General features: G+C 71.1%; 19 protein-coding genes and 3 tRNA genes. 11 read left to right on the forward strand and 11 right to left on the reverse strand.

Translation table 11 applies throughout. The annotated features are described in order from the left end of the window. Positions 1-14: 14 nt before the first annotated feature. From Prubr_RS21680 to Prubr_RS21695, 4 genes are all read right to left on the reverse strand, one after another. Positions 15-90 (reverse strand) — tRNA-Cys (locus Prubr_RS21680). 42 nt (positions 91-132) lie between these two features. Next, positions 133-1,704 carry an ankyrin repeat domain-containing protein gene (locus Prubr_RS21685; protein WP_212816741.1) on the reverse strand — a complete coding sequence of 524 codons (1,572 nt, stop codon included), beginning with the start codon at positions 1,702-1,704 and terminating at the stop codon, positions 133-135. A gap of 76 nt (positions 1,705-1,780) precedes the next feature. After that, positions 1,781-1,855, reverse strand: a tRNA-Val gene (locus Prubr_RS21690). 83 nt (positions 1,856-1,938) lie between these two features. Next, positions 1,939-2,013: transfer RNA gene (locus Prubr_RS21695), tRNA-Ser, on the reverse strand. A gap of 163 nt (positions 2,014-2,176) precedes the next feature. Here Prubr_RS21695 and Prubr_RS21700 point away from each other — a divergent pair. The 6 genes from Prubr_RS21700 (at position 2,177) to Prubr_RS21725 (ending at position 7,162) form a co-directional block, all read left to right on the forward strand. Continuing rightward, positions 2,177-3,787, forward strand: coding sequence for an AAA family ATPase (locus Prubr_RS21700; protein ID WP_212816742.1), 1,611 nt, complete (start codon positions 2,177-2,179; stop codon positions 3,785-3,787). 113 nt (positions 3,788-3,900) lie between these two features. Then, positions 3,901-4,350: a hypothetical protein gene (locus tag Prubr_RS21705; RefSeq protein ID WP_246567457.1), complete on the forward strand. Its 450-nt coding sequence runs from the start codon at positions 3,901-3,903 to the stop codon at positions 4,348-4,350. After that, positions 4,347-4,559, forward strand: coding sequence for a DUF2997 domain-containing protein (locus Prubr_RS21710; RefSeq protein WP_212816744.1), 213 nt, complete (start codon positions 4,347-4,349; stop codon positions 4,557-4,559). The genes Prubr_RS21705 and Prubr_RS21710 overlap by 4 nt, the downstream gene beginning before the upstream one ends. Continuing rightward, the gene (locus Prubr_RS21715) at positions 4,543-5,730 is read left to right on the forward strand and encodes a ComEA family DNA-binding protein (protein ID WP_212816745.1); all 1,188 of its coding nucleotides are present in this window, start codon (positions 4,543-4,545) and stop codon (positions 5,728-5,730) included. Before Prubr_RS21710 ends, Prubr_RS21715 begins: the two co-directional genes overlap by 17 nt. Next, positions 5,723-6,352: a 4Fe-4S single cluster domain-containing protein gene (locus tag Prubr_RS21720; RefSeq protein ID WP_212816746.1), complete on the forward strand. Its 630-nt coding sequence runs from the start codon at positions 5,723-5,725 to the stop codon at positions 6,350-6,352. Before Prubr_RS21715 ends, Prubr_RS21720 begins: the two co-directional genes overlap by 8 nt. Before the next feature lie 360 nt (positions 6,353-6,712). Next, the gene (locus Prubr_RS21725) at positions 6,713-7,162 is read left to right on the forward strand and encodes a SitI3 family protein (protein WP_212816747.1); all 450 of its coding nucleotides are present in this window, start codon (positions 6,713-6,715) and stop codon (positions 7,160-7,162) included. A gap of 97 nt (positions 7,163-7,259) precedes the next feature. On the opposite strand, the gene Prubr_RS21730 is transcribed toward Prubr_RS21725, so the two are convergent. Next, positions 7,260-8,843 carry an MFS transporter gene (locus Prubr_RS21730; RefSeq protein WP_212816748.1) on the reverse strand — a complete coding sequence of 528 codons (1,584 nt, stop codon included), beginning with the start codon at positions 8,841-8,843 and terminating at the stop codon, positions 7,260-7,262. Positions 8,844-8,933: 90 nt separating this feature from the next. On the opposite strand from Prubr_RS21730, the gene Prubr_RS21735 reads away from it, so the two are divergent. Continuing rightward, positions 8,934-9,266, forward strand: a complete 333-nt coding sequence (locus tag Prubr_RS21735; RefSeq protein WP_212816749.1) for a hypothetical protein — start codon at positions 8,934-8,936, stop codon at positions 9,264-9,266. A 4-nt stretch (positions 9,267-9,270) separates the two neighbouring features. On the opposite strand, the gene Prubr_RS21740 is transcribed toward Prubr_RS21735, so the two are convergent. Together Prubr_RS21740 and Prubr_RS21745 are read right to left on the reverse strand one after the other, a co-directional pair. Further along, positions 9,271-9,858 carry a hypothetical protein gene (locus Prubr_RS21740; protein ID WP_212816750.1) on the reverse strand — a complete coding sequence of 196 codons (588 nt, stop codon included), beginning with the start codon at positions 9,856-9,858 and terminating at the stop codon, positions 9,271-9,273. 74 nt (positions 9,859-9,932) lie between these two features. After that, positions 9,933-10,832: a hypothetical protein gene (locus Prubr_RS21745; RefSeq protein WP_212816751.1), complete on the reverse strand. Its 900-nt coding sequence runs from the start codon at positions 10,830-10,832 to the stop codon at positions 9,933-9,935. A gap of 46 nt (positions 10,833-10,878) precedes the next feature. On the opposite strand from Prubr_RS21745, the gene Prubr_RS36965 reads away from it, so the two are divergent. Both Prubr_RS36965 and Prubr_RS21755 read left to right on the forward strand, forming a co-directional pair. Further along, the gene (locus Prubr_RS36965) at positions 10,879-11,643 is read left to right on the forward strand and encodes a hypothetical protein (RefSeq protein ID WP_246567459.1); all 765 of its coding nucleotides are present in this window, start codon (positions 10,879-10,881) and stop codon (positions 11,641-11,643) included. A gap of 545 nt (positions 11,644-12,188) precedes the next feature. Then, on the forward strand, positions 12,189-14,261 hold the full coding sequence (locus tag Prubr_RS21755) for a PQQ-dependent sugar dehydrogenase (protein WP_246567461.1): 2,073 nt from the start codon (positions 12,189-12,191) through the stop codon (positions 14,259-14,261). A 78-nt stretch (positions 14,262-14,339) separates the two neighbouring features. Here Prubr_RS21755 and Prubr_RS21760 read toward each other — a convergent pair whose 3' ends face one another. Continuing rightward, positions 14,340-14,939, reverse strand: coding sequence for a nucleoside deaminase (locus Prubr_RS21760; RefSeq protein ID WP_212816753.1), 600 nt, complete (start codon positions 14,937-14,939; stop codon positions 14,340-14,342). Between the two features lie 544 nt (positions 14,940-15,483). On the opposite strand from Prubr_RS21760, the gene Prubr_RS21765 reads away from it, so the two are divergent. Both Prubr_RS21765 and Prubr_RS21770 read left to right on the forward strand, forming a co-directional pair. After that, positions 15,484-16,008 carry a flagellar protein FlhE gene (locus Prubr_RS21765; protein ID WP_212816754.1) on the forward strand — a complete coding sequence of 175 codons (525 nt, stop codon included), beginning with the start codon at positions 15,484-15,486 and terminating at the stop codon, positions 16,006-16,008. Positions 16,009-16,118: 110 nt separating this feature from the next. Further along, entirely contained in the window at positions 16,119-16,901 is a 783-nt protein-coding gene (locus tag Prubr_RS21770; RefSeq protein WP_212816755.1) for a class I SAM-dependent methyltransferase, read from the forward strand. A 136-nt stretch (positions 16,902-17,037) separates the two neighbouring features. Here Prubr_RS21770 and Prubr_RS21775 read toward each other — a convergent pair whose 3' ends face one another. Genes Prubr_RS21775 through Prubr_RS21785 form a run of 3 tightly spaced genes read right to left on the reverse strand, consistent with a single transcriptional unit; the run spans position 17,038 to position 19,783 of the window. Beyond that, complete coding sequence (locus Prubr_RS21775) at positions 17,038-18,027, reverse strand: zinc-dependent alcohol dehydrogenase family protein (protein ID WP_212816756.1); 990 nt, start codon at positions 18,025-18,027, stop codon at positions 17,038-17,040. After that, the gene (locus tag Prubr_RS21780) at positions 18,024-18,851 is read right to left on the reverse strand and encodes a carbohydrate ABC transporter permease (protein WP_212816757.1); all 828 of its coding nucleotides are present in this window, start codon (positions 18,849-18,851) and stop codon (positions 18,024-18,026) included. Before Prubr_RS21780 ends, Prubr_RS21775 begins: the two co-directional genes overlap by 4 nt. Continuing rightward, positions 18,848-19,783, reverse strand: coding sequence for a carbohydrate ABC transporter permease (locus tag Prubr_RS21785; RefSeq protein WP_212816758.1), 936 nt, complete (start codon positions 19,781-19,783; stop codon positions 18,848-18,850). The genes Prubr_RS21780 and Prubr_RS21785 overlap by 4 nt, the downstream gene beginning before the upstream one ends.

A 19,783-nucleotide genomic window follows, 5' to 3' on the forward strand; every position in this document is an offset into this window, starting at 1 on the left:
CTCGGAGCGATTGGTGGCGAGACCGGCCGGATTCGAACCGGCGTCCTCCAGATTGCAGTCAAGGCGCGTCGACCTCTGCGCTACGGCCTCGCCGCGCGGCAGCATACCCAACGCCACCGACAGTCCCCGCGGCTACCGCTTCGGCTTGCTGCGGACCTGCGCGAGTACCTGCGTGGCGGTCCGGCCCCACCGGTCGACGGCGTCCGGATCGGCGCCCGCCTCGACCAGCGCCCCCATCACGTCCGTCGCCGCGGAGCCGGCGGCCCGGTGCAGCGGGGTCTCGCCCTGGCTGTTCGTTCCGGTGACCGACAGCCCGGCGGCGAGCAGGGCCGGCAGTGCCCGGTGGTGGTCGAGGTGGTGCAACCAGTGCATCAGCGTGCCGCCCGTACCGTCGTGCAGGGTCGGATCCAGGCCGGCCGCGACGATGGCGAGCACCGAGTCGGTGTCGCCGTGGAAGGCGAGCGCGAAGAGGTCCCGCCGGATCTTGCGAATTTCCGTCGGCACCCGCTTCGCCCCGGTACGGAACCCGCGCACCGCCGCGGCGCAGCCGACGATCTCACCACCGAGCCCGGCGAACAGCAGCTCCCGATCGATCTGCCATTCGGTGTGCCACGGCGTGACGATCCGGCCCTCGACCACCAGCACCTGATGCCAGTCCGTTCCGCACCTGACCCGGAACTCCGGCCATGCCATCGGCGCCGGCGCCGGCGGTGGTGCCTGGACCCGGTCGGGGAAGAGCGCATCGTGTACGAGCGGGTGCAGGTCGTCGACGGCCAGCAGGCCCGCGCGTAGGAGCGCCACGTCGACCGGAGCCGGTGTCCCGAACGCGACCGGTCCGGCGTGGTCACCGTCCCACGCCACCGCCCGGATGGTCAGGTCACCGTCGGGCGCCACGTCGACCGCGACGGTGCCGAAGGCGTCACGCAGCGGGGCGGGCCCGTAGCGGCGGGCGAGGCGCCGGGACTCGGCCGCCAGCACCGGTAGCGCCGCACCCACCTCCGCGAGCTCCGACCCGGTCACGGACTCCTCGCGAGGCCAGCGGCCTACCGGCGTCGGATCGATCGCGCAGCCGGCCGCCTCGTACGCCGCCGTCACCCGGCCCGCCGTCAGCAGCTCCACCAGCCGCTCCACCTCGTCGGCCCGGTCGGCCGGCAGCCGCGGCGCCGGTGTGCCCGGCGGGTACGGGTCGCCGTCGGCGTCGTGCCAGGCGAGCCGATCCGCCGACGCCCCGTACGCCCAGCGCCGGGCGGCCACCGCGTCGGCGTGCCAGCACCAGTCGGGCAGGTCGTACCAGCGAAGGCCGAGATCGCGGGCGGACTCCACCCGCAGCGCGATCCGCTGCCGGACCCGGTCGTCGGGCGGCAGGTACGCGACCAGGAGCGCCCGGTCACCGATCTCACCGGGCAACCGGGACAGCACGACCCGGGCCCGGGGCAGCAGCGCCAGCGACGACAGCCGCGGTACGAACCGGCGCAGCAGGTCCGGTGCGAAACCGAGCAGGTCGGACTCGACGCGGGCGGCGTCCTCGGCACCGTACCGGGCGGCCACGTCGCGCAGGTCGACGTGCGCGTCGACGAGCCCGGCGGCACAGACACCCCGCCAGTCACCGGCCCGGCGCCGCTCGGCGACGGCCGCGACCATCGACGGCGGCGACAGGTAGCGCAGTGCGCGCACCTGCTTCCGCCGCTGGCTGGGACGGATCACGGCCGGCAGTCCGCGCCCTCCCACGACACCCACCCGCCCATACTCGCCACTTCCCGTCCACGACGGAACGTCGGGTGGCGGGCCGGCCGGAATCGAACCGGCGTCCTCCCGATTGTCTATCGGGCGCGACGACCTCTGCGCTACGGTCCGCCGTCGGTGAGTGTAGACAGCGGGCCCGACAGGGCCGGCGGCACCGACGGGGGAAACGCCGTCCGGTGGCGCTGCCGGGGCGGATGGTGGGCCGACCGGACTCGAACCGGCGTCCTCCCGATGAGCTGTCGGGCGCGACGACCTCTGCGCTACGGCCCCGGGGAAGTGTTGGCGCCGTTCGATCCCGGTGGCGGGTGGACCGCGGTGTGCACAATGACGTGGTGATCAGGTCGATCGTGGAGCCGCTGAACGAGCTGGGCCGGCCCGGGCCCGGGCCCGGGGTACGCGCCACGGCGTTCGACGTTCCGCTGGCCCGACGGGCATGACCGACTTCCACGGCCGGCTGTCCGAGCTGCTCAAGGCCCGCTTCCCGATCCTGTGCATCGAGTCGTACGAGGAACAGCGGGTCATCGAGGCGGTCCGCCGGCTCGTCCACGACGCGAAGCTGGTCCGCACTCCCCGGGCGGTCGTCACCTGGTCGCTGACCGAGGGGCTGGTCCACGAGGACGGGTCGCGCCGCACCAGCACCAACGAGCCGAGCCGGGCGCTCGACGCCGTCATCGGCATCAAACAGCCCTGCGTGGTGATCTTCCGCGACCTGCACCACGCGTACGACGAACGCACCGGCTCGCCCGGGGTGATCCGCCGCCTGCGTGACATCGCCCAGGCGTTCAAGAACGGCCCGGTGCCGCGTACCCTACTGCTCCTCTCCCCGGTCCTGCGGATCCCCGCCGAACTGGAGAAGGACGTGACGATCGTCGACTTCGCGCTGCCGACCGAAGCCGAGATCCGGGCCACCCTCGAGGCGATGATCGCCGCCAACGCCGGCCGGATCAGGATCGACCTCGACGAGATCGGCCGGGAACGGCTCGCCAAGGCCGCGCTCGGACTCACCCTCCAGGAGGCGGAGAACGCCTTCGCCCGGGCCCTGGTCCAGGACGAGGTCCTCGACCTGAGTGACATCGACCTGGTCCACGACGAGAAACGCCAGGCGGTACGCAAGTCCGGACTGCTCGAGTTCGTCGACCTGACCACCGACCTCGCCGACGTCGGCGGGCTGGAGAACCTCAAACGCTGGCTGCACCGCCGCAACCACGCCTTCCTCGCCGAAGCGGCCGAGTACGGGCTGCCGGCACCCCGCGGCGTACTCATCACCGGCGTGCCGGGCTGCGGCAAGTCGCTCACCGCGAAGGCCGTCGCCACGGCCTGGGGACTGCCGCTGCTGCGGTTCGACATCGGCCGGGTCTTCTCCGGACTCGTCGGATCGAGCGAACAGAACATGCGGACCGCCATTCAGACCGCGGAAGCCGTCGCACCCTGCGTGCTGTGGGTCGACGAGATCGAGAAGGGCTTCAGCGCCGTCGGCGGCGGAGACTCCGGTACGTCGTCGCGCGTCTTCGGCACCTTCCTCACCTGGATGCAGGAGAAACGGCAGTCGGTGTTCGTCGTCGCCACCGCCAACGACTTCGAACGGCTGCCCCCGGAACTGCTCCGCAAGGGCCGCTTCGACGAGATCTTCTTCGTCGACCTGCCGACCCGCGCCGAACGGGTGCCGATCTGGTCGGTCCACCTCACCCGCCGGCTGCGCAACAAGCGGGTCGCGGGCGCGCTGTCACCGACCCCGGCCACCCTCGACGAGTTGGCCACCCTCAGTGACGGCTATTCCGGCGCGGAGATCGAGCAGGCGGTCGTCACCGGACTCTACGACGCGTTCGCCGAACGCCGTCCGCTCGAATACGACGACCTGGTCCGCGCCCTGGTGAACATGGTGCCGCTGAGCGTCACCCAGGCCGAACGGATCACCGGCATCCGGCGGTGGGCCGACCAGCGGGCGGTCGCCGCCACCGCCGCCGAGGACTGGGACCCCGGCGGCCGGCGCGATTCCGGCGAGCCACCCTCGCGCCCGTACGGCGGCCGTCCGGTTGAATACTGATGGTTGACTGTCGGCCATGAGCGAGCGGAGCGAGGGGGCATCGTGAGCGAGCGAACCGGTTGGCTCAGGTTGTGGCACGACGGCCACGAACGAAGCGAGTGGACGTCGTGAGCGTGTCGTTGGTGCTTGTGCCGTTGGCCGTCGCCGCGGTCGCCGCGGCCCAGGGGATCCAGGACCGCAAGGATGCCGCCGGGCGCCCGATCTGTGCCGTGCAGACCCGGATGCGCGACGAGACACTGCTGGCGGAGGCGTTGCGTGACACCGGCGCCACCGTCACCGGCCAGGCCGGCACGTTGACCGCCAGTTGGGACGGCGTCACCGCGACCTTCGGCCGCGACGCCGACTCCCTCGTCGCCCACTTCGCCGGCGCCGTCGACGAGGCCGGCGCGGTCCGCCTGGTCACCTCGGTCGACCAGGCGTACGGCCGCCAGGTGCAGCGGACCGTTCTCGCCCGGCTGCGTGCCCAGGCGCCGCAGGCCGGCCTGCGGCTCGAGAGCGAGCAGACCACCGCCGACGCCGGCGTCCGGCTGGTGTTCGCCCTCGAACGGGAGGCCGCCCGGTGACCGGGCGTCCCCGCATCGTCGTACACGTCGCCGACGACGGCACCGTCTCGGCGGAGACGGTCGACGTGGTCGGCGACGCCTGCCTCGACTACGTCGCCGTGCTGGAGGATCTCCTCGACGCCCGTACGGTGCACAGCGGCTACACCGCCGACCACCAGCGGGTGGCGCGGCGGGCGTACGAGGTGGAGCCGGATGTCGACCGGCTCTGACAACTCCTGGCAGCCGGCGCCCGACCCGTCTCCGGCCGCGCCGCCACCGGCGGACCCGGGATGGCAGGCCGCCCCGGACAGTTCGTGGCAGCAGCAGGCGCCGGCGTGGCAGCCGGCGGCGGACGGCTCCTGGCAGCCCGCGCCCCACCAGCCCGTGCCTTACCAGCCCGGTCCCTATCAGCCCGGCCCCGACGGTTCCTGGTACGCCGCGCAGGCGAAGCCGGCCGACAACCCGTGGTACGCGGCGCAGCCGGCGGCGCACCCGACCGGCCAGGCCGCCCTGCCGTACGGCCACCCCGCCCGCAGCCTGAACTGGCGGGTCGTTCGCAGCCTCTGGCTGCTCGTCCCGATCCTCGGCTGCGGCTGCTTCGGCGGCGCCGCCTTCCTCTTCATCGGGCTGCGGGCCAAACGGCCGGCGTGGTGGATCTCCGGTCTGGTCTACCTGGCGGTGTCGATGCTCGGTTTCGTCTTCGTCGACGACCCCGAGGAGACCACCACGCTCGGGGACTGGGCGGTCGGCACCCTGATGGCCGCGTGGCTCGTCTGCATCGTGCACGCCTGTCTGATCAACTCCGCGTGGCTGCGGTGGCAGGCCGCACATGTGCCCTGGTATGCCCAGCCGGCCGCCGGGCCGGCCGCGCCCGGCTATCCCGCCGGCTACGGCGGCCAGGTGCCACCGGCCGCGACCTACCCGGCCCAGGGCGGCTACGGATACGTCGACGCGGCACCGCCGCCCACGGCGTATCCGGCCCAGGGCGGCTACGCCGAGCCCGCCTATCCGGCCCAGTCCGGGTATCCGCCGGCAGCCGACTTCGGGGGTGCCCCGGCGCAGTGGGACCCGTCGGCGTACGGCCCGCCCGTCGACCCGACCGCCGCACCACCGGACCCGGCCGGCGGTTGGGCACCGGTCACCTTCGACGGCGGGCCGGCCGGCGCGGTCGACGTCAACGCCGCCACCGCCATCGAACTGTCGACCCTGCCGTACTTCGATCCGGCACGCGCCGAGCAGACCGTCGCGCTACGGAACGCCCGCGGCGGGTTCGCCAGCGTCCAGGATTTCGCCAGCGCGCTGAACCTGCCGCCGCACGAGTTCGCCCGGATCCGCGACGTGGTGACCTGCGCCCTACCCCCACAGGCACCACCGGTGCAGGGCCGGGTACTGGATGTCTGACCTGGTCCCGGTCGCCCGCTACCTGCCGTATACGGTGGCGGAGGGACCGGGACCACGCACCGCCGTCTGGGTGCAGGGCTGCACGATCCGCTGCCCGGGCTGCTTCAACCCGCACATGTGGGGCTTCACCGGCGGCGACCCGGTTCCGGCCGGCGAACTGGCCGCCCGGATCGTCGCCGAACCCACCGGCGGCGTCACGTTCCTCGGCGGCGAACCGTTCGACCACGCCGGCCCGCTGGCCGCCGTCGCCGCCCGGGTCCGGGCCGCCGGCCGTACGGTGATGACGTTCACCGGCCACACCCTCTCCCGGCTGCGCGGACCGGACGCACCGCCGGCCGCCACCGACCTGCTCGCCGCCACCGACCTGCTGGTCGCCGGCCCGTTCGACCGCGACCGCCTCGACGTCTCGCGCCCCTGGGTCGGCTCGACCAACCAGGAGTTCGTCCTGCTCAACCCCGACCGGCCGGAGCTGCTGGACGGGCTGGGCGAGCAGCCGGACCGGGTCGAGATCGAGGTCGACGCCGCCGGCCGGGTGTCCGTCAACGGCTGGGCCCGCCTCGACGACCTCGACCGCCTCCTCGCCGACCTGCCCGTACGCCCCGCTCGCCGGACCGACGGGTAGCCGGCACCGGCCGGCGGGCCCGGCCGTGTCGTGAGCAGGCCATAGGGCGCGGGCCATTCGGGAGGGCGGACGACGGCTGTTGAGCGTCGGCCGCCGACCCTGGTGACGCCGAGCCGCTGGGCCGCCGGGAGCCGGAGCTGGCTACGGCGTTGCGGGTGGAGGAGCGGCTCACTGGCGCGACATTCGCCAGCGGGTGCCGGGATCAAACTGGACGGTACGGTCGCACGGGTCGGTGACATCGGAGTGGATCGCCCTGTCGGACGCCTGGGTCGTCAACGCACAGCGCAGCGGAGATGGCCGCACTGACCAGCAAGGGTGCGTTCGTGCGAATCTTGCGACAGATCTGAGAAGGGGTTGGACGTGGCGATCGAGTACGTGTTGACACTGGCGGGTGATCCGTCCGCCGACCTGGTTGCCGAGCTTGCTGTCGGAGGGGCCGCTGAATTCCGGGCGGTGGCAGTGCATCCAGGGCTGGTCAGCGCGAACCTGAATGACCAGTTCGGTTACACGGTCAGTGTCGTCGGCGGGCGGAACGGTTACTACGAGGCCACGGCTGACGGCGCTACGCGATGGCAGTGGGAGCCGAACTGCTATATCGACGTATCCTTCGACATGCGTAAGGAGATCCTTACCGAGGTTGGTGTGCCTAACATGCTCAGGTCCGTCGCGCGGGTACTCGCCGGTACCACGGAGGATGCCGCTCTCGTACTGAACAGCAATCGGCTGCTGCTCACCCGGGTCGGCGGTGTTCTGCGCAAGCACAACGCGGGCGAGTGGCCCGAAGAGGACTACCGCAACTTCCCGTGCTGAAGGGGCATCGGTCTTGGTGACCCGGTTTGGTAAGCGGCCAACGCAGTATTGCCTGTGATCGCTAACCGGCCGAAACGTCGCCATCTCGGCGACGAAGTCAGGTGCGTGACGACGTCGACCGCGAGCGGTGGCTGCGTCCTGCCCGCTCGGCCCTCCTCGGCGTCGATCGAAGTACGGCGATCGTCGCGACGGCGAGGGCGAGCGTGACGGCGGCGCTGACGGTCGCGGTGAGCTGGAATCCGCTGACGAATGCCGCCCGGGCGGCGTCGGCGAGGGCCGGTCCGGCCGGTGTGGACAGACGTGCGCCGAGGTCGACGGCGGCGGTGAGGCTGTCGGTGGCGCTCGCGGCAAGATCGGCGGGGACACCCGCGGGGATCCGCTCCTCGACCAGGTCGCGGTAGCGGGCCGCGATGACGCTGCCGAGGACGGCGATGCCGAGGGCACCACCGAGCTGGGGTGCTGTCGACGCCATCGCCGAGGCCGATCCGGCGCGTTCCGGGGGCGCGCTGCCGATGATCAGGTCGGTGGCGAGGGCCATCATCGGGCCCAGGCCGGCCGAGATGACGACGGCGCCGGTGACCAGTGTGGCGAGCCCGTCGGTGGGGCCGATCCGGGTGAGGACGGCGAAGCCCGCGGTGGCGAGGAGGAGCCCGCCGGCGATGACCGTCGCCGGGCGGACCAGCCTGACCAGTTGCGGAGCGGCGGTCGATCCGGCTATGACACCGAGCGCGGAGGGCGCGGTCCACAGGCCGGCCTGCAGGGGTGACAGGCCCTGCACGAGTTGGAGGTACTGGGCGATCGCGTAGTTCGCGCCCCACAGCACGAAGATGCCGAACGCGAGGGTCGCCAGGGCCGTACCGAAGGCGGGGTTGCGGAACAGGGTGAGGTCGACCATGGGGTCGGGCAGGCGTCGCTGCCGGCCGGTGAAAGCCGCGGCGAGGGCGAGACCGAGCGCGAGCAGGAGTGGGGAGGTCCGGTCGCCGTGACCCGTCGCGATCTGCTTGAGCGCGTAGACGACGGGCAGCACGGCGCCGACCGTGAGCAGGGCGCTGAGCACGTCGATGCGGCTGTGCCGGTGGGCGCGTCGTTCCGGTAGCAGCGATGGGCCGAGTGCGAGCAGGAGTGCCATGACCGGCATGCCGATGAGGAAGACCGAGCCCCACCAGAAGTGGTTCAGCAGCCAGCCGCCGACGAGTGGCCCGATCGCGGTGCCGGCGGAGACGCTGGCGATGACCGCGCCGATCGCGACACGGCGCTGGCTCGCGGTGGTGAAGAGGGTGGCGGTCAGGGCCAGGACCGACGGCATCAGGGTCGATCCGGCGATGCCCATGAGCGCCCGTACGGCGATCAGTGTTTCGGCGTTCGGGGCGTACGCGGCGAGGGCCGATGCCACCGCGAACACGGCCGCACCGAGCATCAACAGCCGGCGGCTGCCGATCCGGTCGCCGAGCGAGCCCATGGCGAGCATCGCTCCGGCGAGGGTGAACGCGTAGATGTCCACGATCCACAACTGCTGACTGCTGCTGGCGCCGAGATCCGCGCCGATCGTCGGCAGCGCGAGGTGCGTCACGGTCAGTTCGAGTGAGGCGAGCAGTGCGGGCAGCATCAGCACGCAGAGGCCGAGCCACCGGCGCCGGCCAGCCTGCTGGGCACCGGAGCGGACCGGGTTCGTCTGGGGCATGTGACGACGCTAAAACCTAAACCTTGGTAGAAGTCAACGGAGCAAACCGCGCCCGATACGGCGTCCCCGTCACCTCGTAAAGTTCTCCGGGTGACCTCCCAACCAGCCGACGTGATGGCGGCGATGGAAGAGTTCCTCGCCCGGATCGCACCGTTCGACACGCGACCCGGCGCCCCGGTGGTGTCGGTCGAGATGCGGGCCGGCCGCGTGCGGGGCGGCTTCGAGCTGACCGAGCGGTCGGCGCGGGCATTGTGCGAGGCACTCGCGCGCTACACCGATCCGGACGACAACGGCCGCTGTGGTGACTGTGGCGGCCACCTCGACCGCAACCTGCAGTGCCCGGGCTGTGGCCACGTCGGCGGTGTCTTCGGCGAGACGATCCTGCACCGGGCGGCGGAGATCGCCAACCGCCGCGACGGTTGACCGGCTACCCGCCGGCCGCCAGGCGTTCGAGGTCCGCGCGGGTCAGGGTCAGTTCGTTGCCCGGTACGGCGGACAGCGCTCCCGAGTCGTCCACCCGGTACTGCCCCTGCTGCGGATTGAGCAGTGACGCCGGCGCGTTCGGATACGTCGACAGGAACAGCACGTACCGCTCACCGCCGTTCAGCGGCACCGCGCCGGCCACCTCGTGCCGTACGCCGCGCAGCGTGCCACCCATCTCCTTCACCTCGATGTTCTGTCCGACCCGCACCTCGCCCTTGAAGACGGTGACCGCCCGCGCGGTGTAGACCGTGATCACCAGGGCGCCGGGCGCCGGCTCGGCATCGGACTCCATCCCGGCCTGGGGATTGGCCGCCGGATCGGTGCCCGTCGGTGGATCGGGCTCCAACAGGGTGACCCGGGAGTCGGGGGAGAGGTCGGCCTCCACGACGAGATCCGCCCGGTCGAACAGCGCCGCCGGCGACTCGTAGTAGGGATAGTCCACCTGACTCTCCGCCACGCCCACCGCCACGCACGCGGTGGCACCGAGCGTCAGCACGAGTACGCCGGCGAGTCGGGTCAGCAGCATTCGCACCGGGTACCTCCGCAAGGCTCCGAGCGGCAATGGTCAACCCTACGACGCTTCACCGCACCCGAGCGTTCCCGTGCTCAGACGATCGCGTCGGCGGCCAGCGGCCAGGTGCTGCGTCGCAGGGTCAGCCGGTCCTCGAAGGGATACCAGTCGTGCTGTTCGTCCGGTGGCAGCGGCGCGCGGACGAGGCAACGGTGCAGCAGCATCTCACGGCGCCGGTCGATCGGGCGGCCCTCGTTGGCGTCCAAGTACCCGTCGGGTAGCACGGGAGCGTCGACGCCGATGTCGATCCTGCCATCCCAGTTGAGGTGCAGGCCGTCACCGTCCTCGTAGAAGCGGGTGAACTCGGTACGCCACTGCGAGTTGGACCCCCAGCCGTGCGAGAGGTCGTGTGTCGTGCGAGAGCCACGCCGGAAGGTGAAGTGCAGCGTCGACCGGGTCGCCACGTCCGGGTCGATGAGCCACGAGGGCGCCCTGACCCGTACGCCGGCCCGGCAGAACTGGAGGTCGCCGAAGCGGAAGCCGGGCCAGAGCACCTCCTGGAGCGTTGCCGAAACCGCAGACTCGTCGGTCTCCACGGCGAAGATCTCGTGGTGGAACGGCGAGAACTCGTGACCGTGCTCGAAGCGGTCGAATCCGATCCCGGACAGGAACGTTTCGTGTACCGCCAGGTTGGTGGGGTCCAACCGTCGTACGCCCGTCGTGCCCGACCCCTCGGCGGGTTCGCCGTCGGGGCAGCCGAGTTCGAGGAGGTAGTCACTGATCCGGCTGAGGGCGTACAGCTCCCACAGTTGGTTCCACAGTTCGTCGCCGGCAGGGCGGTGCCGCTTCTGTCGGTGCCGCAGCGGGGCCAGCGCTGCCAGTTGGGCAGCTGACCGCTCAGGGTGGGCATGCAGCAGCTGCCCGACATCCGCGTCATCCGGTCGGTACATCAGTTCGTCGTAGAGTTCGCGGAACCAGCCGTACTCCGTCTGCACCGCGCAATCCTTGCCGGGCAGGGGCGGTGGGGCAAGGGGGCGAAACGTGGCGACGACGTACCGGGTGGCGAGGCAGACGGCACGCTGGTGCCGGTTCGCCGCCGTCACGGTCGATGTCGTGGCCTCGTCGCAGCACGAAGTGGTCGGCACACCGGACCGGGGCTACGCGGACCGGCTACGGGAGGCCGAACTCGGTGCGTGGCACGCGTTGCGCGCTTTGCCGGCGGGCAGCGGTCCGCGACAGGTGATCATTCGGAACATCGTCGCCACCGACGCCGACACCAACATCGGCGACATCCACGAGGCGGCGGCACGCGCGGTCTGGCAGGCAGTGGATGTTGCCCCGCGACCGGCGTACGTGGGATTCGGTGATCCGGAGCTGGTCGACCTCTGGCTGCGGGACCGGATCGGCCTCCGCCTGACCGCGGTGACCGAGGCGCGGCACTGGTACGACGGACGGCGCGGACCCGATGCCGATGGCCTGCTCCACATGTGGCTGCACTTCGAGCGCGGTGCCCCGACAAAGCTGCACGGACGGGGCGACGAGTTGCTGCTGTCCGTCGAGGAGCCATACGCGGCGTACGACATGGACGAGTACGGCGACGTCCGGGTCGGACCGGCGGAGGCGCCTGACCTGCTCGCCGGGATCGTCGGCGCCCGGCTGGACGACGCCGCCGTCATTCTCGGGCCATTCGACGACCCGGTCTGTGCGGGCCTGCGGCTGCGGCTGGGGGGCGCCGAGTTCACGATCGCCACGTACGGCGACGAGTGGACGCTCGCCCGGTCGGATCTTCCGGGCGGGGCGGGCTGATCGCGCGAGGTAGGGGTTGACGGGAGTCGACCCGGTTCTTCGGTGATCGTCATGCTCTGCCGTGGAGCGTCCATTTGCCTCCGACAGTCCCTGGTATGCGGCAGATGCCTACCGTGTCCGGCGGCGCCGATCAATGTGATGTAGGTCTTGCCGTCGATGCAGATCACGGCTTAGGCTGCGTAAGCGCTTGCGAAAGCGCTTTCGTCCTGGTGCAAAGGAGCGTCCAGGGGATGAAGACGGGATTCGTCCGTACCCGTAATCCGTCGGCCCGCGCGCCGACCGCGGCCCGCACAATCGTGCTGACCTGCGAAAAGACCGCGACCTTGAGAAGCGGAACGGTTCCGGCCGAATCGTGCTACCCGACCACACCCCGGGCGGCACCTTTGCAACTCCCACCAACCCTCTCCGGCCGGCCGGCCCGTTCCGGCGGGCTGTCGCGGGAGGCCTGCACCGCTACCTGACAAGCAGCGCTGACACACCCCACCAACCGTCCCCCGATTGGAGTGACACGCGTGCGCATTTCAGCTCGTAGCAGCGGTAGAGCGTTGGCGACAGCCACGCTCACGGCTGCCGCGCTCGTCCTGTCCACCCTCGTCGCCCCGTCCGCGGCGCAGGCCGCCGAGGCGATCTACGACCCGATCCCCGAGCAGCCCATCCAGTCGCGTCTCGGGCTGGTGCTCGAGGAGTTCGCGGCGTTCCCCCGGTCGTTCCCGACGCCGGCGCCGACCGACGGTCGGCTCATGCGGCACGCCCGGATCAACGCGCTCATCGAGCTGCCCGACGGCTCCGGCCGGATGGCGGTGCCCGACCTCAACGGCAACCTCTACCTGGTCAAGGACGGCGAGGAGCACGTCTACCTCGACGTCGCCGCGACGTTCGCACCGCAGTTCTTCTCCGGCCGCGGCCTCGGCCAGGGCTTCGGGTACGTCACCTTCCACCCCGAGTTCGCGAGGAACGGCCTCTTCTACACCGTCCACACCGAGCTGGCGTCGACCACCGGGAAGGTGCCCGACCTCGTCGCCCAGCCCGGCACGACGTACCACGGCATCGTCACCGAGTGGCGGGCGACGAACCCGGCGGCGGACACGTTCGAGGGTGCCCGGCGTGAGGTGATCCGGATCGGGTTCGCCGGCCAGACGCACGGCATCCAGCAGATCGACTTCAACCCGACCGCCAAGCGCAACGACCGTGACTACGGCCTGCTCTACCTGGCCGTCGGCGACGGCGGCATCGGGGTCCGCAACGACGACGCGCAGGACATGACGATGCCGCACGGCAAGTTCCTGCGCATCGACCCGCTCGGCCGCAACGCGGCCAGCGGCAAGTACGGCGTGCCGCGCAGCAACCCGTTCTACGGCGACGAGGGCACGCTCGGCGAGATCTACGCCATCGGCATGCGCGACCCGCACCGGTTCAGCTGGGACGCGGGCGCCAACAACCGGATGTTCCTCGGCCACATCGGCGAGCACGCCATCGAGGCGATCTACGAGGTACGCGCCGGCGACAACTTCGGCTGGAGCGTGCGGGAGGGTGCCTTCGTCTTCGACGTGACGGCCGCCAACCCGTGCGACAGGATCCTGCCGCTGCCGGCCGACGACGCCCAGTACGGCTACACGTACCCGGTCGCCGCGTACGACCACGACCCGCCGCCCGGTTGGAACTGCACCTCCGACGTCGGCCGTGCGGTCGCCGGCGGGTTCGTCTATCGGGGCAAGAACGTGCCGGCGCTGAAGGGCAAGTACGTCTTCGGCGACCTGGTCGACGGCCGGGTCTTCTACACCGAGGTCAACCAGATGCGCCGGGGCAAGGACCTCGCCCCGCTGCACCAGCTCAAGCTGGTCGACGGCGCCACCGGCAACTGGATTCGCATCCAGGACCTGTCCGGACCCGGCTCGCAGGGCGACCCGAACCGTGCCGACCTGCGGTTCGCCACCGACGCCTCGGGTGAGCTGTACCTGTTCAGCAAGGCGAACGGCAAGATCTGGAAGGTCACCGGTACGAAGGAGTTCGCCGGCGAGAAGACCGGCACCAACCGGGTCGGCAACACCACCGGGGCGGCCAACTGGGCGCCGATCACCCCGTCGAAGTGGCAGTTCACCGGCAACCAGGTGATCCTCGCCGAGGCCGGCGTCGCCCGCCCGGGTCCGCGCCGCCCGTTCGAGTACGCCGTCCTGACCGCCGGACCGACGTTCGGCGCGGTGCAGATCGACGCCAAGGTACGCCTGGACACCCCGGTCGAGGTGACCAACCGTGACGTGATCATCGTCTTCGGCTGGAAGTCCGACACCGAGTACTACTACGCGCACCTGTCGACGGACAACATGATCTATCCGCACAACGGCATCTACAAGGTCAACAACGCCGACCGGGAGCGGATCGACCACCAGTGGAACGGCTGGCGCGGCGCGCCCCCGGCGATCACCGACGCCGAGTGGCACCAGGTCCGGGTCAAGCACCTGCCGGCGACCGGTGAGATCGCGGTGTACCTCGACGGCGCCAAGGACCCGCTGCTGACCGCGGTCGACAAGACCTTCGACTCCGGCCGGGTCGGCTTCGGCTCGTTCGACAACATCGGCCGGGTCAAGGACGTGAAGGTGGTCGGCACCAGGATCTCCTGATCGTCCGGCGGCACCGGCTCCTGACCGGGGCGGGCGGGGAACGACGATGTTTCCCGCCCGCCCCGCTGTCCGGGGCGGCTACCCACGGCGGCCGTTGTAGACGGTGGTGTCGGTCCGTTCGCCGTACGCGCGGAAGACCGCGAGCGCCTCGTCGCGCAGGACGTCGGTGCGTACGTCGATGCCGCGCTTGACCAGTTGCTGCTGCCAGTCGTCGCGGACCGGCCCCTCGTCGAAGCCGGTGAGGTGTTCGACCTCGTCACCCTCCCCGGCGATGGTGAGGCGGCCGACGCCGGACCACACCGTCGCGCCGTAACACATCGCGCACGGTCGCCAGTTGACGGTGAGTTCGGTACGGATCCCCGCGAGGCCACCGAGGTCCCAGGTGCCGAACCGGGTCTGGGCGAGCGAGATCGCGACGATCTCGGCGTGCAGGGCGGACAGGTCGGCGGCGAGCACGAGGTTGACGCCGACGGACAGGATGCGTCCCGTGTCCGCGTCGGTGACCAGGGCCGCGAACGGGCCGCCGGTCCCTTCACGGTGGTTGCGGTCGGCGAGGCGGAGCACCAGCCGCATCCGCTCCTCGACGTCGGCCAGCACCGGCGGGTCGTCGGCGATCTCGTCGGTCACCCAGTCGGGCAGCCGGGCGCCGAAGATCGTGGGGATGGTGTCGGTGTCCATGGGGCTCCTACGCGGAATGGCGATCTGTTCGAAGGGAATGGCGGGCCCGTCGTGGGCGCCTTGGGATCCGGGCCGCGGGGCGGCCGGAGAAACGGCGACGAACCGGTGTACGGGCGGCCGGCTCGAAAGGTGCCGCCGGTGGCCCGGCGCCGGCTATTCGGTGCCGGCGGCTGGGCGGCCGTGGGCGATCCGGCCCCTGGTCCACGCGCTCGCGTGCGTACGGCGGCGCAGGTCGAAGCGGGCCGACAGCGGCAGTCCCGTCATGATCGCGCACCTCCCGCAGGGGCTCGGTCCACACCACCCTTGGCGGTGGTGCCCGGTGCCGGTATCCGGGCAACCGGTCCCGTCACTGTAGCCGGACGGGTCGCGGGTCCGGCGGTTGCTTACCAGATCCATTTGTCGGGCAGTGAACAACCGCCGATGTCCGACTGCTGTTCCGTGGTGCACATCCTGCGTTTTCGGTGCGTCGAGTCGACCATTCTCCTGGGTGACCATCGAAGTACGCCGAGCCCAGGAGAGGCTCATCGAACGCCGTGGAGAATGCATGCTCCAGACGTCCATTCCCCGTGCCCGAACCACTGTCACGGGAAGAGTCCGCCACCGAGCCCTCACGCTGATCGCCGCGCTGCTCGCCGGCATCGTGGCCACCGTGTCGCTGACGACGCCCGCACACGCCGCCACCTCGTCCTGGAGCCACACCCAGGGAACCGCGGACCCGACGATCTACCAGACCAACCTGTGGTATTACGGCACACCGTTCGTGCCGCCCGCGACCACTCCCGCCACCGGTGTCATCACGACGGTCGACTACGAGTGGGCGATCTGGGACGCCCCGCCGCCCTCACTCGTCTACACCGTCTACCTCTGCGCGGGCTCGTACGGCTGCCTCCTGGTCAGCCCCACCGCCTGGGCGGCGACCTCGTCGAGCGGCTCGACCTCGGCCTTTGCCGGCATCCCCGCGAACACCACCTTCCGCTACCAGGTCGGGCTCGGGGCCCCCACGACCTACGTCCTCTTCCCGCAGCGGAACAGCCGGATGTACCGGCTGACCGTCACCTACAACTACTGACCCGGCCGCCGGTCCGGGAGGTGCCGTCCACCGGCACCCCCGGACCGGCCGCTGTCCGCTCTCGGCGTACCGGTCTGTCGCCCGCCGGAAGAACCTGACACGCTGCGGCCATGGATCTGGGGTTCAGCGGTGAGGTCGCACGACTCTACGAAACCTACCGGCGGGGTTATCCCGCCCCGGTCGTCGACGCGATAGTCGACGCGTTCGCGCTCTCGGCCGACGACGTCGCCGTCGACCTCGGCTGCGGCACGGGCCAGCTCACCCTGCCGCTGGCCGCCCGGCTCCGGGCCGTTGTCGGCGTCGATCCGGAGCCGGACATGCTCGCCCTCGCACGGCGGGCCGCCACGCATCGGGACGTAGGCAACGTGGCCTGGATTCTCGGCGGCGACGCCGACGTTCCCGCGGTCGGTGCGCTTCTCGGCGCCGGATCGGTCGGCGTGGTGACGGTGGCGACCGCACTGCACTGGATGGATACCGGGCGGCTGTTTCCGGCCGTGGCCGACCTGGTCCGGCCGGGCGGGGGATTCGCCGTCGTCACCAACGGCCGGCCACTGTGGCTGCTGGACGCGCCCTGGTCCCGGGAGCTGCGGGCCTTCCTCGAGTCGTGGACCGGGAGCGACCTGTCGTGGGGATGCGGCTCCGACGACACCGACCAGCGGCGCTACCGCGAGGGCCTGACCGCCGCCGGGCTGACCGTCTCGGCGACCTCGGTCGCGTACCCCGCCGACCTGGACCTGCCGGGCCTCGTCGGTGAACTGCTGACCGCGTTCCCGGCCTCGGAACTGCCGACCGGGCCGGACCGGGAGCGGTTCGCCGAAGGCGTCGGCGCGGCGGTCGGCGCCGGCCCGTTCCACCAGCGCGTCCAGGTCGACCTGCTCTCCGGTCGACGGTGAGGATGGCACCGACGGGCGCCGGCTTCCCGGCCACCGGTAGGTGTCGCGGCCTACAGCGAGTTCGGCGTATCCACAGCGAAGTCGCTGTGGGGCGCGACAGTGATACCTGACCCGGCGGACGCCGGCCGCGGCCGACCTACCGGGTGATGAGGATCTTGCGGCCGATGCCGGCCCGGAACTGGGCCAGGGCGTCGGCGTAGCCGTCGAGCGGGAACCGGTGACTGACGAAGACGTCGGGGTCGAGCACGCCGGCGGCGAACAGTTCGCCGGCCCGCTCGAAGCTGTGCAGCACCGCCATCGAGCCGGTGATGGTGATCTCCTTGTTGTAGATCCGGAACGGTTCGACGGTCGCCCGGGCGTCGTACGACGAGACCCCGAACTGCAGGAACGTGCCGGCCGGCCCGACCCGCGTCAACCCGTCGGCGATGGCGGCCTCGACACCGGTGCAGTCGATCACGACGTCCCAGCCGCGCGGCCGGGTCAGTTCGTCGGCACCGGTGACCGCAGCGGTGTTGCCCAGCCGGACGGCGGTCGCCAGGCGGTCCGGGTTCGGATCCACGATGGACACCGATGCCGCGCCGCAGCGCTTGGCCAGCTCCTGCATCATCAGGCCCATCGTGCCGGCGCCGTAGATGAGGTAATGGTCACCGAGCCGGCGCGGCAGCACGTCGAATCCGCGTACGGCGCACGACAGCGGCTCGATCAGCGCGGCGTCGGCGGCCGACACCCCGTCGGGCAGGACGAAGCAGTTCTTCGCCGGGGCGACCGCGTACTCGGCGGCCCCGCCCGCGGTGGTGACCCCGATCGCCGCCCAGTTCTCGCACAGGTTGCCGCGGGCCCGTCGGCAGTAGTAGCACTCGCCGCAGTGCAGTGACGGGTCGACGGCGACCCGGTCGCCAACGCGTACCTCGGTGACCCCGGAGCCGACGGCGACCACCTCGCCGGCGAACTCGTGGCCGGGCACGACCGGATAGGCCGGCGCGAACTCGCCGTCCATGATGTGCAGGTCGGTGCCGCAGATGCCGCAGGCGGCGACCTGTACGACCACGTCGCGCGGGCCGGGTGCCGGGTCGGGAACCGTCTCCAGGGCGACCTGACCGGGTGTCACGATGACGGCTGCCTTCACTTGACCGCTCCCATGGAAAGTCCCCGGACGAGCTGCTTCTGGGCGAACCAGCCGGCCAGCACGACGGGCAGCGAGACCAGTGTCGCGGCGGCGCAGAGCCGGGCCAGGAAGAGCCCTTCCGAGGAGATGAAGCCGACCAGGAAGATCGGCGAGGTACCGGCGTTGGTCGCGGTCAGGTTGACCGCGAAGAAGAACTCGTTCCAGCTGAAGATGAAGCAGATGAGCGCGGTCGCCGCGAGGCCGGGCGCGACCAGCGGCAGCAGCACCTTGCGGATCGTCGTACCGAGTCCGGCGCCGTCCACCGCCGCCGCCTCGATGAGCGCGGGCGGCACCTCCAGCAGGAACGACCGCATCATCCAGACCGCCAGCGGCAGGTTCATCGAGGTGTAGAGGACGACCATGGTCCAGATGTTGTCCAGCATGCCGAGTTCGCGGACCAGCAGGTAGATCGGCAGCAGGGCGGCGACGGCCGGCAGCATCTTGGTGCTGATGAAGAAGAACAGCACGTCGCGCCACTTGCCGACCGGGCGCAGCGACAGCGCGTACGCCGCCGGGGTGGCCAGCAGCAGGACCAGCGCGGTGGAGACCAGGCTCGCGGTCAGCGAGTTCAGCAGGTACGGCGTGATGTCACGGTCGAAGACCTGCCGGTAGCCGTCGAGTACCGGGGTGAAGGTCCAGGTGGGTGGGTTGCTGGCGGCGTCGACCTCGCGTTTGAACCCGGTCAGCACCATCCACAGGACGGGAAAGAAGAAGAACAGCCCGGCGGCCCAGGCGCCGACCGCCCAGGCGACCGTGCCCCACCGGCTCGCGCCGCGCCCGCTCATCTGTGGTCCTCCATCCGGAAGAGGCCGGAGATGACCCGCAGCGCGAACGTGGCGACGATGATCGTGCCGATCACGACCACGACGCCGGCGGCGGCCGCCTCGCCGTACTCGAATTTTCGGAACGTGGTCAGGTAGATCTCGTACGGCAGGTTGGTGGTCGCCGTACCCGGGCCGCCCTGGGTGATGGTGAAGACCGCGTCGAAGGTCTGCACCAGGTAGATGGAGCCGAGCAGGGCGCCCAGTTCCAGGTAGGGCCGCAGGTGCGGCAGGGTGAGCCGGGTGAAGACCTGCCAGGGGCCGGCGCCGTCGACCCGGGCCGCCTCGACGGTCTCCTGCGACTGGCTCTGCAACCCGGCCAGGATGATCAGCATCATGAACGGGGACCACTGCCAGACGAGCGTGGCGACGACGGACGCCATCGGGTACGACGACACCCAGTCGGTGCTGCCGCCGAGGACGCCGTTGACGAGGCCGTACGCCGGGTTGTAGAAGGCGTGCTTCCACAGCAGGGCGGCGGCCATCGGCATCACCAGGAACGGGGTGATCAGCAGGGTGCGGACGACGCCCCGGCCGGGGAACCTCCGGTCGAGCAGTACGGCCAGGCCGAGCCCGAGCAGCACCGAGAGGACGACGGCGCCGGCGGTGAGTACGACGGTGTTGACCAGGGCGGCGCGCAGCCGGTCGTCGGTGAGTACGTCGGCGTAGTTGGCGAGGCCGACGAAGTCGCGCTCACCCGGCCGCAGCGCGTTCCAGGAGAGCGTGGACAGGTAGATCGTGACGAGGAACGGGATCTGGGTCACGACGATCGCGAAGACGAGGGCGGGCAGCAGGGGAGCGCGCCGGATCAGACGCTCCCTGGCGCCGCCGCGGGCCGGCGGTGCCGGTGGTTTCTTCCGGGCCGGTGCCGGCGCCGGTCGGATGGTCTGGGTCAT

It is taken from the genome of Polymorphospora rubra (assembly GCF_018324255.1).
Classification (GTDB): Bacteria; Actinomycetota; Actinomycetes; order Mycobacteriales; family Micromonosporaceae; genus Polymorphospora; species Polymorphospora rubra.

What these genes read in the sequence shown, in the direction of transcription:
- Prubr_RS21785 (WP_212816758.1), bottom strand. Translation starts at nt 19,783, where the DNA reads ATGACCCAGACCATCCGACCGGCGCCGGCACCGGCCCGGAAGAAACCA.
- Prubr_RS21770 (WP_212816755.1), top strand. Translation starts at nt 16,119, where the DNA reads ATGGATCTGGGGTTCAGCGGTGAGGTCGCACGACTCTACGAAACCTAC.
- Prubr_RS21715 (WP_212816745.1), top strand. Translation starts at nt 4,543, where the DNA reads ATGTCGACCGGCTCTGACAACTCCTGGCAGCCGGCGCCCGACCCGTCT.
- Prubr_RS21765 (WP_212816754.1), top strand. Translation starts at nt 15,484, where the DNA reads ATGCTCCAGACGTCCATTCCCCGTGCCCGAACCACTGTCACGGGAAGA.
- Prubr_RS21700 (WP_212816742.1), top strand. Translation starts at nt 2,177, where the DNA reads ATGACCGACTTCCACGGCCGGCTGTCCGAGCTGCTCAAGGCCCGCTTC.
- Prubr_RS21730 (WP_212816748.1), bottom strand. Translation starts at nt 8,843, where the DNA reads ATGCCCCAGACGAACCCGGTCCGCTCCGGTGCCCAGCAGGCTGGCCGG.
- Prubr_RS21780 (WP_212816757.1), bottom strand. Translation starts at nt 18,851, where the DNA reads ATGAGCGGGCGCGGCGCGAGCCGGTGGGGCACGGTCGCCTGGGCGGTC.
- Prubr_RS21760 (WP_212816753.1), bottom strand. Translation starts at nt 14,939, where the DNA reads ATGGACACCGACACCATCCCCACGATCTTCGGCGCCCGGCTGCCCGAC.
- Prubr_RS21720 (WP_212816746.1), top strand. Translation starts at nt 5,723, where the DNA reads ATGTCTGACCTGGTCCCGGTCGCCCGCTACCTGCCGTATACGGTGGCG.